Source organism: Nocardiopsis sp. LDBS1602, assembly GCF_035818715.1.
Lineage (GTDB): Bacteria > Actinomycetota > Actinomycetes > Streptosporangiales > Streptosporangiaceae > Nocardiopsis > Nocardiopsis alba.
In genome coordinates, this window is the sequence record NZ_JAYLVW010000006.1 from 58,553 (window position 1) to 76,949 (window position 18,397).

The window sequence follows — 18,397 nt, forward strand, 5'->3', positions numbered from 1 at the left end:
GCGCCTTCGGAGGTTCCGGGCGTCGTCTCCCGTCCGTGCTCCAGGGGGACACCGACCGACGCGGAACCGTACCGGGCGCTCCGATACGAAAGGTCCGAGAGGGCCGACCGAAGGAACACCCGCCCGAACGGTGTTCGGGCGGGTGTCGTGGTCAGCCTGAGGTGATGCGCCTGGCCCGTTCCAGGTCGGCGCGGATGCGTCCGACCCCCGAGTCCAACTGCGGCAGCTGTTGGCGGGAGTTGTGGAGTTCCATGACCCGCTGGGCCCGCCGGGCGGCGTTACCGCACATGATCGCGTTGGTGACGTTGATGCTGAGGGACGCCACCAGGGCGAGCAGTCCGAGCCCGAAGAGGAACTCTCCGAAACCGCCGCCGTCGGCCAACTTCAGGACGAAACCGATCGGCAGGGCGACGATGGCGTACTTGCACCAGCGCGCGGCCCGCTGCATCCGCTGTTGGAAGAGCACCTTCTCCTCCAGGGCCTCATGGGTCCCGGAGACCTGGGAGTGGCGTTCCTCCCAGTACCTGCGCTGGCGGGCCAGCGCCTGGACGGTGCTCATGGCGCCGTGGACGGCGGCGGCGTACCCGGCGGAGTCGGGGAGGTCGGCCGCGATCACCCGACGCCAGAGGATGTCGATCCACTCGGCGACCCCGCCGTCACCGCCGTCGGCGGGCTGGACGATCAGCTCCGGGTGGAGCAGGAAGGCCATGACCAGGGCCGGGTTGACGGTGGAGTGGGTCGAGCGCCACCCCTCCAGTTCTCGGGAGAGCTCCTCGTACAGGGCGGTGCCGACCCGTTCGGCCCGGTCCAGGTCCTCGGCCAGCCTGCGGTGGGCGCCCGCCTCGGGGCCGGTGTGGGCGTCGAGGATCCGCAGGAGTTCGGGGCGGGCCAACAGGGCCATCTCGTTGGCCAGCGGAGCCCCGGTGAGCAGGGGGCGCGGGTCGGCGAACAGGGCGCGCAGGCCCTCCATGGAGGCGTCCCGCCCTCGGAAGGTCGGGGGCAGGTCGGGGCGGCTCTGCGCGATGAAGGAGGCCACCGCGAGGTTGGCGTCACGGACGTCCCGCCGGAACAGGGCCCGGTCGACGGTGGTGTCGCGCAGGTCGTCCATGATCCAGGCGCCCAGGACGGCGCGTTCGGCCGGGTTGTTGAAGATCTGGACCGCGGCGCCCCAGTCCTCGCGCATGGCCTCGGCCAGGGAGCCCGGGTCGTGGAAGCGGGCTCCGGCGAAGTGGTAGGGCGGAAGCGTCCCGCCCCGGGCCGGGACCGGGGTGTGGGACCGCGGGGCCGAACGGTAGGGCTCGGCCGTGTCCGGGGCCCGCTCCGGGAGGAGGGGCGGCCCCGAGGGCGGCGGAGCCTGGGAGAGCGAGCGCGGTGGTGCGGCGTGGGCCGCGGGGACGTCCGCTCCCGCGACCCTGGTCGGGTCGACCCGCGCCACCCGGGTGGGGTCCACCGGCGCGGCGTCGGCGTTCGAGGGCGGGGCGACCCGCGTGGGGTCGACACCCACCCGGGTGAAGGCGTCGGGTGAGGGGGTGACCGTGGTGGCGTCGTTCCCCTCCGGGCCCCGGGTCGGATTCCGGTGGCCGCCGTCCACGAGCGGGCCGGCGATGAGTCGGCCCATCAGGGTGGCGGCGTCGGGCCGGGCCTCGGGGTCCTTGTCCAGACAGTCGCGGAGGATCTCGGCGAAGGGGCCCTCCAACCCGTCGAGGTCGGGGCCTCCGCTCAGGATGCGGGCGATCCGGGAGGCCTGGGTGGGGCCGGGGAAGGCCTCCCGCCCGGTCGCCGCGAAGACCATCACGGCGGCCCAGGAGAACACGTCCACGGCCTCGGTCAGGCGGGCCCCCTCCAACTGTTCGGGGGCCATGTAGCCGATGGTCCCGACCACGCCGCTGGCGGTGACGGAGGTGGCCTCCACCGCCCGGGCGATCCCGAAGTCGATCACCCGGGGGCCGTCCGGCGCCAACATGATGTTGTCCGGCTTCAGATCACGGTGGACCACGCCCGCCGCGTGGATCGCCGCCAACGCCGTCGCCGACGACACCGCCAGACGCTGGAGCTCCACGCCGGTACGCGGCCCGTCGGCCTCCACCGAGGCCTGGAGAGTGGGACCGTCGATGAACTCGGTGGCGATCCAGGGCTGCTCCGCCTCTGGGTCGGCGTCCAGGATCGCCGCCACGCAGAACCCGCTCACCCTCCGGGCCTGCTCCACCTCCGCGGTGAAACGGCGGCGCATACCCTCGTCGCCCGCCCAACTCGCGTGCAGCAGCTTGACCGCCGCCCTGGTGCCGTCCTCGCGTTCACCGAGGAACACCTCACCGAACCCGCCGCGCCCCAGGGACCTCAGCAGCCGATAGCCGCCGACCACGCGCTCCCGCGTGTCCTGGTTCTGGGGATCGTCCACAGCCCGCCCCGTCTCTCGATCGTCACCGTCGCCCGCCCGTCATCGCGGGCCCTGCCAGGGTGTCACAGGAGTGTGACCACCCGTACCCCGAAGGGGTTCCGTCCGAAGGGGAACCGATGTCGGCCCGTTATCGCCGTCCGGAGCGTTCGCCGCGCAGAATCCGTTCCACGAGGTCGTCGGAGAGGGAACCGAAACCGGTGGCCGCCCAGACGCTCTCCTCCGCGGGCACCTCATAGTAGGGAACGGAACGTCCTTCGTGTTCCACTTGCAGGGCCGCGAGCCGGGTCCGCCCCCGCACCGCCTTGACGCATCCGCCGCACAGCGGGACCCGGACGCTGCGCGTGGCCCCCAGTTGGCGCCAGTCCGTGTCGGTGGTCCCGGTCCCGTGGAGCGGGTTGGCGTAGCAGTGCCGTCGCCGGTCGGCCCCGCTCCACCGGCGGCCCTTGCCCGCCGCGGCGAGACCGTCCTCGGCCAGGTCGAGCAGGACCAGCACACCGACGACGTCGGCGAGGGACCCCTCCTCCAGGTGTTCGGCGACTCTTCGGGCCGCGTCGTGGGCGTCCAGGGCCCGCCCCAGGGAGAGGGACGCGTCGGTGCCCGTGGCCGGTTCCATCGCTCCGAGACGTTCTCCGACCTCGATGAGCTCCCGTTCGGCCTGTCTTTCCAGACCCTCCCGTCGCGCCTGGGAGGCGTTGGCGAAGGCGGCGTGCTGCGGCATGCTCGGCGCGGTGGGACGCCGGGTCCACAGCAGGTATCCGCCTACGAGCAGGGCCAGGAAGGCGACCGTCCCCAGGGCCCAGGGCCACATCGCCGCCGTGCCCTCCGGGCTCTCGGTGTCCGACGCCTCGGCGTTCCCCGCCGGTTCGGGGGCCGCTTCCCGAGAGTCCTCGTAGGCGCTCACGTACTCCTCGTAGACGGCCTCGGGATCGTCGGAGACGGCGAACTCCACCGCCCGTTCCATCCGTTCCCCGACGCTTCCGTCGAACTCGGTGGCGTAGGAGGAGGCCAGGGCCGCGTAGTGGGCGCGCAGATCCGGGGAACCGTCGGCCGACGGGGGCAGGTCCTGTCCCCGGAACGAGTCCCCCTCCAGTACGAGGTAGTGGCCGACCCCGCCCATACGGTCGTGGACGGCGGCGGCCAGCGCCGCGGCGTCGCCGTCCCAGTCGTCACCCGCCAACAGCGGCGTCAGGACGACGCGCACCGGCAGGCCGCTCTCCTCGATGGCCGCGACCGCCTCCGCCCGCGCCTCTTCGGACAGGACCGACGAGTAGACGGGGTCCACGTACACGGGGGACTCACGGAGCGCGTTCGCGATGATCTCGGCCGAGGATTCCGCGGTGCTCTCGGCGTGGGCGGGGGCGGGCGCCAGGCCCGACAGGACGATCAGCAGCGAGGCGAGGAGGCCGAGCGGTCTCCGGATCCCCGGTCGGGTGTCAACGGGCACGGCTCTCCTCCAACAGGCTCTCTCCGGTCAATCGCCTCTTCGTGCCGTAGCGCGAGGAGACCCAGGTGCGCTCCCGCAGCGTCAGGTGGGGGACGAAACGTCTCCCACCGGCGCGCACACGGAGCGGGACGCGCCGTTCGGGGCGCCTGCGCAGACAGCCCCGGCACAGGGGCAACGGATTCCCCCCGTCCCAGCGGGGCAGACGCCCCCTTCCCTCGGCAGGCCCGTGCAGGGGGTCGGCCATGCACACGGGTCCGTCCGCGCGCCCCTCCGCCTCCTCCAGGCGTCGAGCGGCGCGACGGGCGAGGACGATCACCCCGACCAGATCCAGTTCGTCCGGGCTCTCGCCCAGCACCACCAGAGCGGTGTCGAGGTCCCGCACCGCGCGGTCGGCCTCGGGGTGGTCGCCTGCGGCGTCGAGCGCGGCGACGGCACGGTCGGCCGCGCGCCGGGCCATGGGGCGCAGACGCCGACCGGGGGTGGCCCGCGTCCACCGGACGGACCAGGGCAGGAGCAGGGCCACGCCCGCGCACACGAACCAGAGGAGCGCGCCCATCATGGGCCCGAGGATGAGCAGTCCGGGCCATAGCCCCTCCGCGTGGTAACGCTCCGCGCGTGTGGAGGGCTCTCCATCGTCGGCGGCGTCCGCGTGGAACTCGGCGGCCAAGGGCACCGTCGGTGCCACGCCGGGGGCCGAACGCGCCTCCCCGAGGCGGTCCAGCAGTTCCAGGGCCGCGGCGGTCACCGGAGCCCCTTCCGGGAGCTCGCTCATCGAGACGTTCAGGTCCCACACCTGAACACCGGCGTCCACCCCCAGCAGAGCCGTCCCGACCCCGCCGTGGAGACCGTCGACCACCACGTAGACACCGCCCCGGCCCGAGGTGTGGGCGAGCGCGTGGGCCAGCACCTCGGCGTCCCCCTCGGACTCGTCGTCGCGGTCGAGGGGGACCACAGCCGTGTACACCGGGACGCTCGCGTCGGCGACGGCGTCCGCCAACTCCTCCCCCGCCTCCGGACTCAGCGGGGTGAGGGGATCGACGAACACCCGCGTATCGTCGTCCCACCCATCGACCACCCGGTCGACCCGGTCGGTGGCGAGGACATAGGGCGGGGACGACAGGGCCTCGTCGAGCGCTTCCGAGGCCCGTTCACGAGGTCCGGCCTCGGGCAGCACGGTCAGGAGCAGGCCGGTGACGGCGATGGCCCCGGCGACCGCGACGGAACCGCCCGCCCACCACAGGGAGCCCACGGGCGGCCTTCCGGTGCCCCGACGTCGCCACACCAGGACGGCCCAGGCGCCGCCCACCCCGAGGACCGTCCCACCGAGCATCCCGGCCAGGGTCCCGGCGTTCTCCGGCCCGTTGACGGAGTCGGGGTCCATGTCATCGACGAACTCGCGCCATTTCGAGGCGCGGTCCTCGCTCGTCGACCCCCCGTCCTCGTCGTAGGAGGCCTGGCGGGCCCGCTCCGCGTGCTCGGCGACCTCGGGGTCCAGGAGGGCGTCGACATAGGCCTTGGCCACCACGGGGAGGGGATCGGAGTACTCCGGGCCGTCGTAGACCATGACCGTGTTCGCCTCGTCCATCGGCAGGTCGACACCGGCCGTCGTGGAGGCGTCGACGATCACGCTCCCCTCGCTCAGGTAGGCGTAGAGCCCCGCCTCGCCCACCCGGTCCTGGAGGGCGGCGACGAACCCCCGCTGTCGCAGGTTCACCAGGTCCGTGCCGACGAAGACGTGGTAGGGGACGTCCAGCCGATCGAACTCGGCCCGGACCTCCTCCTCCAACCGCTCCAGGTCGTACTCGCCGGCGAGCAGGTCGTTCACCACGACGGCCCGACCCTCGGGCTGCTCGGCCATGAGGTCGGCGACGTACGCCGCCGGAGAGGCCGGTTCGGTATCGGCCATCGCGGCGGTGGGCCAGCCCACGAGGAACACGAGGACGAGGGCCAGGGTCGTGAGGGGCGCGGCGAGCAGGGCGCTTAAAGAGGGTTCGGAGGGTTTCGTGGGGACTTCGGGCATGCGCAGAGCATACCGAGGGACCATCCGCGACCGTCCCTCACCTGCCCGAACGCACTCGACCCACCGTGGATCCGGACGACTCCGACCGTCTCACCGTCGGGTCCGGTGCTCCCCTCTCCGGATCCGCTCGACCAGATCGTCGGCCAGAGCCCCGTAACCGGTCGCCGACCACAGGCTCCGCTCGGCGGGCACCTCGTGGTAGGGGACCCTCCCCCCCTCGTGCTCCACATGCAGGGAGTCGGGGCGCCGTCGCTCCCGCACCGATTCCACGCAGGAGGGGCACAGGGGCACCCGGAGCGTCTCGTTTCCGCCCAACCCCCGCCAGTCGGTCTCGACCGTATCGGTACCGTGCAGCGGATCGGCGTAACAGTGGCGCGGTGCGAGAGCATCGGGCGGGCGCACACCGCGGGCTCGAGCCAGGGCGTCCTCGGCCATGTCGAGGAGGACGAGCACGCCCACGAGGTCCTCGATCGCGGGTTCCGTTCCGGCCCCCTCCAGGATCGTGCGGGCGGCGCCCCTCCGTTCCAAGGCCCTCTCCAGGAAGGTCAGACCGACCTCGCCTCGGGCCCTGGCCCGGGTGATCCGCTCGCCCACCTCGACCAACTCCCGTTCGGCCCGTTCCGCCAGGACCTCGTGTCGGGTGTGGGCCGCGTTGTCGAAGGAGGCGCGGCTCGGAGGGACGAGCGTTCTCCGCCGGGAGCGGTACAGCAGACCGCCGGCCAGAAGCGACGCCCCGACGACACCCGCTCCCACGCCGATCCAAGGCCCGCGCGGCATCGTGGACGTGTCGTCGACCGGGGCCGGAAACTCCGGAGGAGAGGGTTCCAGAGGAGAGGCCGCCTCCTGCTCATGGAGGCGCGTTTTCTCGTAGAGCTCCTCCGGGTCCGAGTGCACGGCGTAGTCCACCATCTCCCACAGCCGATCGTCCAACGAGAGCGACGTGTAGAAGCCCTCCTCCGCCATTCTGACCGCGTAGTACGCGTGCCCGAAGGGCTCCCTGAGCTCTCCGACGTAATCGATCCCGACCGACCTGTTCTTCTCAAGGAACAGGTAATGGCCGTCGTCACCGATCAGTCCGTGCACGTCGGCGACCAGCCGCTCGGCGTCACCCTGCCAGTACTCCTCCCCCTCCACCCCCAACGGGATCGCCAGGACCCGGATCGGCAGACCGCTTTCGAGGATGAGCCGTTCGATCTCCTGGATCGTTCTCCCGGAGACGTCGTCGGCGTAGGCCGGATCGATGTGCACCGGACCGTTCTCCACCAGACCTCGGGCGATCCGTTCGGCCTCGTCCACGTCGGCCGCCGCGGCGACCGGCGCCCCGGACAGCAGTACGACCATCGACAGGACGGCCAGGGCCCGTTCAACGCGCAACGCGTTCCTCCTCCACCATGTGCCTTTCCAGTACTTCCCGCGTGCCGTACCAGGTCCGGCCCCAGACGCGCTCGGCCGTTCCGTGGAAGACGATCCGCGACCCGATACGGAGGAGAAGAGGGACCCTCTCCTCCTCAGGAAGCCGTAGACACTCGGCGCACAGCGGAATCCGCCGCCTCGTGTGCCGGGGCCTCCCTCGACCCTCGGCGGGGCCGTGCAAAGGGTCGAGCATGCACACGGAGGGGCGGGAGACCGTCCCCGATAGACGTCCTCGGGCACGCCGCGCCAACACGATGACGCCCAGAAGGTCGAGGTCGTCCGGGTCTCCATGGAGAGCCGCCAGGGCCACGTCCGCCTCGGCCGTGGCCTCCGAGAGTCCCGGGGTCCGATTCGGCGCCCGTTCCAGGTCCTCCAGCATCCGTCGGGCCTCACGCTCGGCCTGGGCGCGCAGGCGTCGCCCCCGGATCGGCACGGCCCTTCGCACGAGCCGTGTCCCGAAGAGGTGGGCCGCGCTCAGAGCCGCTCCGAGGAGCGGACCGACGACGAACAGCCCGGGGAGCAGGCCGTCGGAGAGGAACCCCGGTCCGGGTCCCCTCGGAACATCGGGTGAACGGGCGATCCGCTCCTCCACCTCGGGTGGGACCCTCGGCTCCACCGTCGGGTCGGGCACGGTGTCTCCGAAGGCGTCCGCGAGGCCGTGAAGGCTCTCGGCGAGGGCGGCCCCGTCCGGGTCGCTCGGCCTCGGAGGCGACCAGTCGAAGCCCTCCCCCGTCGGCCTCGCGCCGACGAAGGCCGTTCCGACCCTCCCGCCGATGACGTCCAAGACCACGTACACGCCTTCCTCCCCATAGGTGTGCGCCAACGCGTAGGCGAGGACATCGGGCACGCCGGCGGACTCGTCGGACCCGTGCTGGACCATCAGAGCCGCTCGAACGGGAACCGTCCCCTCCTCCAACCCGGCGCCGATCCGCGTCAGCCCGATACGGTCCCCCCGCACGTGGGGGTCGACGTACAACGGTGTGTCGCCCCACCCCTCGACGATCCGGTCGATCCGCTCCGTGGAGGTGACGTGGGGAGGGGAGGAGAGCCTCCGGACGGACGCCGGGTTCTCCGACCGCCCGAGCACGGCCCCGGACGTCGCCGCGCCCGCCCCGATGGCGAGGACGGCGGCGACGGCGACCGCTCCCACGACGGCGCCGGTCCCGGGAAGATCCTCCTTCGACGCGCGATAACGACGCCGGAGGACACGGACCCGCACCACGGCCAGGATGATCAGGGCCCCTCCCACCGTCCCGACGAGGAGACCCGCGTCGGCGGAGGCGCCGGGGCGATCCGGGTCGAGGAGACCCGACGAGGAGCGGTCCCCGCCCTCCTCATCGAGCGGATCTCGAGGTGGGACGTGCCAGGGGTTCTCGGCCCACTCCTCCAACGCCGGGTCCAGGAGGGTCTCCACGTAGATCTCGGCGATCGTCTCGATGGAGGAATGTTCCTCGCCCCTGGCACGCGCCCCGACGAGGCCGTCCACGTCCTCCACCGGCGTGTCCACCCCCACCGCCACCGTCCTGACCCTCGGGGAACCGTCGGCGATGTGCACGTAGAGGCCGTCGGCTCCGACCCGCTCGGCCACCTCCGACAGGAACGCCCTCCCCTCATAGGTGTAGGGCATCGACGGCGAGGCGTAGACGTGGAAGGGGACGCCCAGGTCGGAGAAGAGATCACGGACATGATCGGCCGTGTCCTCGAGGTCGTGGGTGCCGGCGAGCATGTCCCCGATCACGACCGCTTCGCCCTCGGGCTCCGCGATCAGGAGGTCGGCGACGTATTCGGCCGGACCGATGTCATGGAGGGCCTCCGCCCTCGCGTCGGAGGGTCCCGCGAGAAGGGACAGGAAGGCGCACGACACGATGATCGAAAGGCGACCGGACCGGGGGATGAGGGTCGGGGGCATGACCGGATCTTAGCCACCCACATTGGTCATATGAGGACCAAGGGTGCGAAAAGGGCCACCGCCGTCGGTGTGACGGCGGTGGCCCGAGGATCCGATCCGGTGCCCGAGGGCGCCGGTGGAACCGAAGGGACTACTCGGCGATCAGCTGACGCAGCACGTACTGGAGGATGCCGCCGTTGCGGTAGTAGTCCGCCTCACCGGGGGTGTCGATCCGCACCACGGCGTCGAACTCGACACCGGTGTCGGTGGTGACCTTCACCGTCTCGGGGACGCGGCCCTCGTTGAGCTCGGTCACGCCGGTGATGGAGAAGGTCTCCTCACCGGTCAGGCCGAGGGAGTCGGCCGAGGAGCCCTCCGGGAACTGCAACGGAAGGACGCCCATGCCGATCAGGTTGGAGCGGTGGATGCGCTCGTACGACTCGGTGATGACCGCGCGCACGCCCAGCAGGCGGGTGCCCTTGGCCGCCCAGTCGCGCGAGGAACCGGAGCCGTACTCCTTGCCGCCCAGGACGACCAGCGGGGTGCCCTGCTCGGCGTAGTTCTGCGCGGCGTCGTAGATGAACGACACCGGGGCGTCGGCCTGGGTGAAGTCGCGGGTGTAGCCGCCCTCGGTGCCCGGCGCGATCTGGTTGCGCAGACGGATGTTGGCGAACGTGCCGCGGATCATCACCTCGTGGTTGCCACGACGGGAACCGTAGGAGTTGAAGTCGCGACGCTCGACACCGTGCGCCTTGAGGTAGTCGGCGGCCGGGGTGCCCGGCTTGATGGCGCCGGCCGGGGAGATGTGGTCGGTGGTGACCGAGTCGCCCAGCTTGGCCAGGACGCGGGCCCCGGTGATGTCGGTGACCGGCGCGGGCGTGTCGCCCATGCCCTCGAAGTACGGGGGCTTGCGGACGTAGGTCGACTCGCCCTCCCACTCGAAGGTGTTGCCGGTCGGGGTGGGCAGCGAACGCCAGCGGTCGTCACCGGCGAACACGTCCGAGTACGCGTCCTGGTACATGTCGGAGGCGATGGCGCTGTCCATGACCTCCTGGATCTCCTCGGCGGTCGGCCAGATGTCGGCCAGGTAGACCGGCTCGCCGTCCTTGCCGTGGCCCAGGGGCTCGGTGGTGATGTCCACGTCGAGCGAACCGGCCAGCGCGTAGGCGACCACCAGCGGCGGCGAGGCCAGGTAGTTCATCTTCACGTCCGGGTTGATCCGGCCCTCGAAGTTACGGTTGCCGGACAGGACCGCGGTGACCGCGAGGTCGTTGTCCTGGACCGCCTGCGAGATCTCCTCGGGCAGCGGGCCCGAGTTTCCGATGCAGGTGGTGCAGCCGTAGCCGACCAGGTTGAAGCCCAGCTTGTCCAGGTACGGGGTCAGGCCGGAGCGCTCGTAGTAGTCGGTGACGACCTTGGAGCCCGGGGCCATGGAGGTCTTGACCCACGGCTTGCGGCTCAGGCCCTTCTCCACCGCCTTCTTGGCCAGCAGGGCGGCGCCCAGCATGACCGAGGGGTTGGAGGTGTTGGTGCACGAGGTGATCGCGGCGATCACCACGGCGCCGTGATCGATCTCGGTCTCGGTGCCGTCGGCCAGGGTGACCGGGACCGGACGGTGCGGACGGCCGCCGTTGGCGCTCTGCGCCGGGGCGTCGGAGGCCGGGAAGGACTCCTCGCCCGCCTCGTCGGCCTCGTCGGCGACGTAGTTGCGGACGTCGTGACGCCAGGTCGGCTTGGCCTCGGACAGCGCGATGCGGTCCTGCGGGCGCTTGGGGCCGGCGATGGAGGGGACGACCTCGGCGAGGTCGAGCTCCAGGTACTCGGAGAACTCGGGCTCGTTGGCCGGGTCGTGCCAGAAGCCGTTGGCCTTGGCGTAGGCCTCGGTCAGCGCGACCTGCTGCTCGGAGCGGCCGGTCAGGCGCATGTAGCGGATGGTCTCGTCGTCGATCGGGAAGATCGCGGCGGTGGAGCCGAACTCGGGGCTCATGTTGCCGATGGTGGCGCGGTTGGCCAGCGGCACCGAGGAGACGCCCTCGCCGTAGAACTCGACGAACTTGCCGACCACACCGTGCTCGCGGAGCTTCTCGGTGATGGTGAGCACCAGGTCGGTGGCGGTGGTGCCGGGCTTGAGCTCACCGGTCAGCTTGAAGCCGACCACGCGCGGGATGAGCATGGAGATCGGCTGGCCGAGCATGGCGGCCTCGGCCTCGATACCGCCGACGCCCCAGCCCAGGATGCCCAGGCCGTTCTGCATGGTGGTGTGCGAGTCCGTGCCGACACAGGTGTCGGGGTAGGCCTGGCCGCCGCGGTCCATGGTGACGCGAGCGAGGTGCTCGATGTTGGCCTGGTGCACGATTCCGGTGCCGGGCGGGACGACCTTGAACTCGTCGAAGGCGGTCTGGCCCCAGCGCAGGAACTTGTAGCGCTCGTAGTTGCGCTCGTACTCGATCTCGACGTTGCGTTCGAAGGCGTCGGGACGACCGAAGAGGTCCACGACGACGGAGTGGTCGATCACCAGCTCGGCGGGGGCGAGCGGGTTGATCTTGTCCGGGTCGCCGCCCATGTCGCGGACGGCCTCGCGCATGGTGGCGAGGTCGACGACACAGGGGACGCCGGTGAAGTCCTGCATGATCACCCGGGCGGGGGTGAACTGGATCTCCTGGTTGGGCTGCGCCTTGGCGTCCCAGTTGCCCAGAGCGGTGATGTGCTCGGCGGTGACGTTCGCGCCGTCCTCGGTGCGCAGGAGGTTCTCCAGCAGCACCTTCAGGCTGTAGGGAAGTCGGTCGGCGCCCTTGACGGCGTCCAACCGGAAGATCTCATACGACTCGTCGCCAACGCGCAACGTGTCACGGGCGCCGAAGCTGTTCGCGGACACGGTGTCTGCCTCCTGATCTCGCCACTTTGTCCCCAGCATCCTGCCCTATGGCAAAAACGCGGGACCTACTGAGGCCGCCCTGACCGGGTTCCCGGAGAACGTGGAGCGCCCTCCTGCGCCCTACCCCTTCGAGAACCCCTCAGGGCCGCTTTGACCTGCGGCGACGCCACATCGCCGCCGGTCGCGCGGCTCGCTGGCCGCGCACGCCCACCCACTCGGGCCCGTGTGTCGAAACGCGGTCGACCTCACACGCCCGGGTCGGGAGCGGGCCGGGGGAGCCCCGCTATATCTTGATGTCAAGGTATCCAACTTGTATCTCGATATCAAGTTATCGGGTGCCTCCCCGAAGCCCTCCGGCACCCCCGGTTCCGGAACCGGTTCAGTCCAGCCGCGGAGCCACCGCGGAGGCCACCAGCTCCAGGTGGTCCAGATCGGCCATGTCCAGGACCTGTAGGTACATCCTCTCCGCACCCGCCGCCGCGAACCGGCCGATCTTGTCCACCACCTCGTCCGGCGTGCCGGCCAGGCCGTCACGACGCAGGTCCGAGACCTCGCGCCCGATGCGCTCGGCGCGCCGGGCCACCTCGGCCTCGTCACGCCCCACGCACAGCACCTGCGCCGCCGAGTAGACCATCGGAGCGGCGCGTCCGGCCGAACGGACCGCCTCCGCCGTACGACCGAAGGCCGCCGCGGTCTCCTCCACGGAGCAGAAGGGCACGTTGTACTCGTCGGCGAACCGGGCCGCCAGACGCGGGGTCCGCTTGGGCCCGGTCCCCCCGATCACCACCGGAGGGCGCGGCCCCTGCTGCGGTTTGGGCAACGCCGGCCCCTCCGCCAGCCGATAGTGCCGCCCCTCGTACCGGAAGGTCTCCCCCACCGGGGTCGACCACAACCCTGTGATGATGTCGAGCTGCTCCTCGTAGCGGTCGAAACGCTCACGGGCCGAGGCCGGGAAGGGGATCCCGTAGGCGGCGTGCTCCTGCTCGAACCATCCGGCGCCGAAGCCGAACTCGACCCGCCCACCGCTCATGCGATCGACCTGGGCGACGGCGATCGCGAGGGGGCCGGGATGACGGAAGGTCGCCGCGGTCATGAGGGTGCCGAGACGGATACGAGAGGTGTCCCTGGCCAGTCCGGCCAGGGTGATCCAGGCGTCGGTCGGGCCGGGGAGCCCGCTCACGTGATCACCCATGTGGAGGTAGTGGTCGGACCGCGAGAGCCCGTCGAAGCCCAGGTCCTCCGTGGCCCTGGCGACGGCGAGTTGGTCCTCGTAGGTGGCCCCCTGTTGGGGCTCAAGGAAGATACTCAGACGCATACGCCCCATTTTCTCCCACCCTGACCGGCAACTTCGGAACCGCCGCGCGGGTACCGTCGAAAAGGCGTGGTCAGGACGGTGCGAACCCGACCTCGCTCCGTCTGAACCGTTCTCCCTCCTTCCAGCGATAGCCGACCACGTGAAGTTCCTCCGCCGCTCGCGACGCCGCGTTCCCGACTACGACCCCGACAGCCCCGACCCGGTGCTGTTGACGGCCGTGGCCGCCGGGGAGACCGACGCCCTGGAGATCCTGCACCGCAGGCACGCTCCCTGGCTGCGCGCCCGGTTGCGCTACCGCTGTTCCGACTCCGACCAACTCGACGCCGCCCTCCAGGAGACCTTCCTCGCCGTGTGGCGCAACGCCGGTTCCTTCCGCCCCCGCCCCGGAGACACCGACGCCGGGGCCTGGCTGTGGACCATCGCGATCCGCCAACTCATCTCACAACTGCGCAAACGCGCCAACCGGTGGATCGCCGAGAGCGAGCCGGAGCCGTACGAGACCATCGGCGACGCCTCCGCCGAGGACACCGTGCTCCTCAACATCGAGCACGGCCCTCTGGGAACCGCCCTGCACGAGCTCTCCCCCGAGCTCCGCTCGGCCCTCAAGGCGACCGTCCTCGACGGCCTGACCGTCCGCGAGGCCGCGGAGATCCTCCAGATACCCGAGGGGACCGTCAAGACACGGGTCATGCGCGCGAAGGCTCGGCTACGGGAGGCACTGACCACATGAGCTGGCACCTGGACCAGGACCAACTGCACCGCTACGCGAACCACACCGCCGACGACGTCACCGCCATGTCCGTGGAGGCCCACCTGACGCACTGCGCCCACTGCCGAGACCGTCTGCCCACCGACGACGCCTGGCTGGAGAGCAGCTGGGCCGACCTGCGCGACATCGTGGACCGCCCCCGCCTCGGGCCGGTCGAACGCCTCTTGGGCGTGATGGGCGTGCGCGAGGGCACCGCCAAGCTACTGGCCGCCACCCCGGCGCTCTACCGGGCCTGGCTGATCGCCACCGTGGTCGTGCTCATCGCGGCCCTCACCCTGGCCCACGAGGTCCCGCGCGGCACCCTGCTGTTCTCCTTCACCGCGCCGATCGTCCCGCTGATCGGGGTCGCCCTCGCCTACGGACGCGGCGTGGATCCCGCCCACACCCTGACCTCGGTCACCCCGTGGGCCGGCTATCCGCTACTGCTCATGCGCACCTGCGCGGTCCTGGTCCCCGCCCTGCTCCTGTGCACGGTGGCGGCGATCCTGATGCCCTCGTCCGCCACGCTCTACGAGGCCGTCTTCTGGCTGTTGCCCGCACTGGCGATGGTCGCCGGTTGCCTGACTCTGAGCCGCTGGATGCATCTGAGTCTGGCCGGTGGGATCGTCGCCGTCGGATGGGTGCTCACCGTGGGGATCATGGCGTTGGAGGGCGTCGATCCGCTTCTGCTGTTCTCCTCCACCGCGCAGGGCTGCTGGGCCATCGCCCTGGCCCTGTTGACCGTGGCGATCGTCCTTCGGGTCAGGACCGCGTGAGCGGCGTGGAGGGCGCCTCCGGGGTCAGCGCCCGAGGACTGGTCCGCACCTACGGCACCCGGAGGGCCCTGGACGGGATCGATCTCGACCTGGGCCCCGGGGTGACCGGACTCCTGGGACGCAACGGGGCCGGCAAGACCACCCTGATGCGCTGTCTGTCCACCGACCTGGAGATCAGCGACGGCGAGCTGCGGGTCCTGGACCGCTCCCCGGAACGCTCGACCGAGCGCACCGAGATCCGGCGGAACATGGGCTACCTGCCGCAGAACCCCTCCTTCTATCCGCACTTCACCGCGTTCGGCCTGCTGGACTACATGGCCGTCCTCAAGGACCTGGGCGGACGCCGGGAACGGCACGAGGAGGTACGTCGCGCGCTGCGTCGGGTGGACCTGTACGACCGAAGACACAGTCGGATCCGGCGTCTCTCGGGAGGCATGCGCCAGCGGCTGGGACTGGCCACCGCCCTTCTGGGAGACCCCCGCCTGCTCCTGCTCGACGAACCGACCGTCGGCCTGGACCCCGAACAGCGCATCCGCTTCCGCGATCTGGTCTCGGAGCTCGCGGTGCGCAGTACCGTGGTGCTCTCCACCCATCAGATCGAGGACGTCGCGGCGCTGTGCCGCCGGGTGGTGTGTCTGGACGGGGGACGGATCATCTTCGACGGCTCACCGGGCGAACTCGTCGACCGGGCCCGAGGTCGTGTCTGGGAACAGGACACGCGCCCCGAGGAGGGCGTGACCTCTTGGCGTCTGGCCGATGGCCGCCATCGGGTCCTGCTCCCCGTGGGCGCGCCCGCTCCCGAACCCGCCCCGCCCGGGAGGGTGGCCGTGGAGCCGTCCCTGGAGGACGCCTACCTGCTTCTGACCGGAGCCGTGGGGGGCGGGCGTTGACCAGGGCCTCCATCTTCTGGCGGCTGACCGGTCTCAACCTGCGGCACCTTCTGATCAGTCCGGTCTTCCTCGTCCTGATGCCCTTGATGCTCATCTGGCTGTGGCTGACGACGAGCATGCCCGCTCTGCCGACCCTGAACGACTTCTTCACCGACTCGGTCCTGAAGGTCGCCGGGGTCGGCGCGGTCATGTTCGCGGTCACGACCTTCCCGGCGCTCCGCGAGGTCCGCCATTCCCACGATCTGGCCCTGCCGTTGTCCTCGGCGCTCCGGCTGCTGTCGCTGACGCTCGCCTCGGTGACGGTCACCTCGGTGATCATGGGCTCGGTCGCGGCGCTGTACCCGCTCTTCGCCCCCGTCCCACCGGCGGGGGTGTTCCAACCGATCGCCCTGGTCGGGGTGATCCTCCTGAGCTGGTACGGGCCCCTCTCGGCCGTCGTCTCGGCCGTCTGGACCCGTTCCTTCGTGCCTCTGGTCGCGGTCGGTCTGCTCTTCCCGACGTACCTGCTGTACACCGCTCTGGCCCTGGTCACCCCGGCCGATCTGGTGATGGAGCAGATGAGCCGCTTCATGTACCTGGCCCTGTCGCCGCTTCCCTTCTACCCGGACACCTTCGAGACCGCGCTGATCTACCTGACGCACACCCTGCTGATGGTGCTCTGCCTGACGCTGCTGGTCCTGGCCGCTCGGCGAGGGGCCCGCCTGAGACGCGTCGCCTGTCTCGGCGTCGTGGGCCTGTCCCTGGTGGGGCTCGTCGGCCTCCAGGCCTATGCGAACGACGTCTACGTTGATCCCGAGCGGTCTCCGAGCCCTCTGCCTCGGGACCTGGCGGCCGAGGGGTGCGTCGAGATCGGCAGGATGACCTACTGCCCGCTGCCCGGGTACGAGCCGTGGGTCGAGCACTGGAGCACGGAGCTGACCCCCGTGGTGGCCCGGATCCCCGACCGGGCACCCCTGCCCGTGATCTGGCAGGCCAATCCCACCCGACGTTCCGACACCCTCTACACCCCGCCCGACGGCACCGCCCCGGTCGGGGAGTACTGGGACCCCGAGAACCCCTACCACGGCATGGACCTGGATTCCTCCGTCGTCGCCTACTCCCTGGGGCTCCCGCCGTACCTGTACCACCTGTGCTCGGCGACCGGTCAGGCCCGGGTCGTGGTGGGCTCCTGGCTGGTGAGCAGGGGCGCGGTGCACGAGGACGCGTCCACGCGCTTCACGGCCGCGGAGTGGTTCCTGATGGACTACCGTCCCGACCTTCCGGACCTGAGCCTGGCCTACCTGTTGACGCGCCTTCCCGAGGAACGCGTGGCCGCGGTGATCGAAGAGCACTGGGAGACGTTGACGTCCCCCGAGGCCGACCTCGACACCCTGACGGAACTGCTCGATCTCCCGCCGGCGGAAGAGCTCCCCGAGCCCGACTGGGAGCAGGCCATGATCGAGCCCCACGAGCTCCCCTACGAGATGGGCGAGGACACCCCGCTCTGCCCTTGAGGCCCCTCCTCTCCTCGCACGCCCCTCTCCTCCCGAGGCTCCACTCCCCTTTCGAACGACCACACCCCATTGACCGCCCCCGGGGGGTATGCCACGATCTCCATATACCCCTTGGGGGTATCTGACAAGGCTCGAAGGAGACGCATCATGTGCGGCATCGACGGCAGGACCACGACCACCGGAACCGACGGCCACGGACACGGCCTCGTGGAGGGCATCGAGGCACGGATCGCCGGCACCGGAACGACCACGACCGCCGAGGACCCGACGACACCGGACTGGCACCTGCGAGGCGACTGGTTCGACGTCTGTAGCTGCGGACTCCCCTGCCCCTGCACCTTCGCCCAGGCGCCCACCCACGGAAGCTGCCTGTTCACACTCGTCTGGCACATCGAGGAGGGCCGTTACCGGAACACCGACCTCGGTGGGCTGGGCGTCGTCGCGGTCGGCGAATTCGAGGGCAACATGTGGATCGGCGACCCCGGGGCCATGATGAGGCTGATGTTCTACATCGACTCCGCGGCGGACCCCGACCAGCGCCACGCCCTGGAACGCCTCTTCACCGGAAAGGAGGGCGGGTGGCCCGGACGGTTCGGCTCGCTCATCGGTGAACTGCGCGGCATCGAATACGCGCCCGTCCGCTTCCACGCCGCGCACGATCTGGCCCGCTGGGAGGCCGAGATCCCCGGCCGTGTGAAGGTCGGGGCCAAGGCCCTGACCGGCCCCACCGCCGACCCCGACCGCCGTGTCCAGCTGATCAACGCACCCGGATCCGAGGTCGGACCGGGCCAGGTCGCCACCTGGGGCGTGGTCGAGGACGACCACGCCACCGGTTTCGACTTCTCCCGCCCCTACCGAGGCGGTTCCAGCAAACACTTCCCCTTCGACTGGAGCCCCCGCTGATCGTCGCTCCCGGGCCCGCCGCCCGACCGGCGGGCCCGGGAGCCCACCCCGCCGTCCTCTCCGCCGAAGCCCCCGCGCTACCGTGGCCCCATGAACCACTACCGGCACAAGGTCCTTCCGCCTCCGAGCGCCTGACCGGGCGCCCGAACCCCCTCTGTCCAGGCCCCGCCGTCACGGCGAGCGGCCGGTCCGTCGTGCGCCCGCCCCGCAGATCACCCAGGCGTCGAGACGGAA

General features: G+C 70.9%; 12 protein-coding genes. 5 read left to right on the plus strand and 7 right to left on the minus strand.

All coding sequences use genetic code 11. The features are described 5' to 3' along the window. Positions 1 to 151 precede the first annotated feature (151 nt). The 7 genes from U9J66_RS18430 to U9J66_RS18460 form a co-directional block, all read right to left on the minus strand. Complete coding sequence (locus U9J66_RS18430) at positions 152 to 2,398, minus strand: protein kinase domain-containing protein (RefSeq protein ID WP_326338252.1); 2,247 nt, start codon at positions 2,396 to 2,398, stop codon at positions 152 to 154. Positions 2,399 to 2,525: 127 nt separating this feature from the next. Then, complete coding sequence (locus U9J66_RS18435; RefSeq protein WP_326338253.1) at positions 2,526 to 3,842, minus strand: hypothetical protein; 1,317 nt, start codon at positions 3,840 to 3,842, stop codon at positions 2,526 to 2,528. Next, on the minus strand, positions 3,832 to 5,862 hold the full coding sequence (locus U9J66_RS18440; RefSeq protein ID WP_161110074.1) for a hypothetical protein: 2,031 nt from the start codon (positions 5,860 to 5,862) through the stop codon (positions 3,832 to 3,834). Before U9J66_RS18440 ends, U9J66_RS18435 begins: the two co-directional genes overlap by 11 nt. A gap of 90 nt (positions 5,863 to 5,952) precedes the next feature. Beyond that, complete coding sequence (locus tag U9J66_RS18445) at positions 5,953 to 7,236, minus strand: hypothetical protein (protein WP_326338254.1); 1,284 nt, start codon at positions 7,234 to 7,236, stop codon at positions 5,953 to 5,955. Next, positions 7,226 to 9,184, minus strand: a complete 1,959-nt coding sequence (locus U9J66_RS18450) for a hypothetical protein (protein ID WP_326338255.1) — start codon at positions 9,182 to 9,184, stop codon at positions 7,226 to 7,228. The genes U9J66_RS18445 and U9J66_RS18450 overlap by 11 nt, the downstream gene beginning before the upstream one ends. 130 nt (positions 9,185 to 9,314) lie before the next feature. Beyond that, a complete protein-coding gene (gene acnA, locus U9J66_RS18455) occupies positions 9,315 to 12,038 on the minus strand; it encodes an aconitate hydratase AcnA (RefSeq protein WP_014913034.1) in 2,724 nt (907 codons plus the stop codon). Positions 12,039 to 12,417: 379 nt separating this feature from the next. After that, the gene (locus tag U9J66_RS18460; RefSeq protein ID WP_042283322.1) at positions 12,418 to 13,353 is read right to left on the minus strand and encodes an LLM class F420-dependent oxidoreductase; all 936 of its coding nucleotides are present in this window, start codon (positions 13,351 to 13,353) and stop codon (positions 12,418 to 12,420) included. Positions 13,354 to 13,492: 139 nt separating this feature from the next. Here U9J66_RS18460 and U9J66_RS18465 point away from each other — a divergent pair, with 139 nt between their 5' ends. From U9J66_RS18465 to U9J66_RS18485, 5 genes are all read left to right on the plus strand, one after another. Then, the gene (locus U9J66_RS18465; protein ID WP_014909197.1) at positions 13,493 to 14,083 is read left to right on the plus strand and encodes an RNA polymerase sigma factor; all 591 of its coding nucleotides are present in this window, start codon (positions 13,493 to 13,495) and stop codon (positions 14,081 to 14,083) included. Beyond that, entirely contained in the window at positions 14,080 to 14,877 is a 798-nt protein-coding gene (locus U9J66_RS18470; protein WP_014909487.1) for a zf-HC2 domain-containing protein, read from the plus strand. Before U9J66_RS18465 ends, U9J66_RS18470 begins: the two co-directional genes overlap by 4 nt. Then, positions 14,874 to 15,767 (plus strand): ATP-binding cassette domain-containing protein, encoded by an 894-nt coding sequence (locus U9J66_RS18475; RefSeq protein WP_017535335.1) that lies wholly within the window; start codon positions 14,874 to 14,876, stop codon positions 15,765 to 15,767. Before U9J66_RS18470 ends, U9J66_RS18475 begins: the two co-directional genes overlap by 4 nt. Beyond that, entirely contained in the window at positions 15,764 to 17,260 is a 1,497-nt protein-coding gene (locus U9J66_RS18480) for a hypothetical protein (RefSeq protein ID WP_326338256.1), read from the plus strand. Before U9J66_RS18475 ends, U9J66_RS18480 begins: the two co-directional genes overlap by 4 nt. Before the next feature lie 147 nt (positions 17,261 to 17,407). Next, positions 17,408 to 18,163 (plus strand): DUF1326 domain-containing protein, encoded by a 756-nt coding sequence (locus U9J66_RS18485; protein ID WP_326338257.1) that lies wholly within the window; start codon positions 17,408 to 17,410, stop codon positions 18,161 to 18,163. Positions 18,164 to 18,397: the final 234 nt, after the last annotated feature.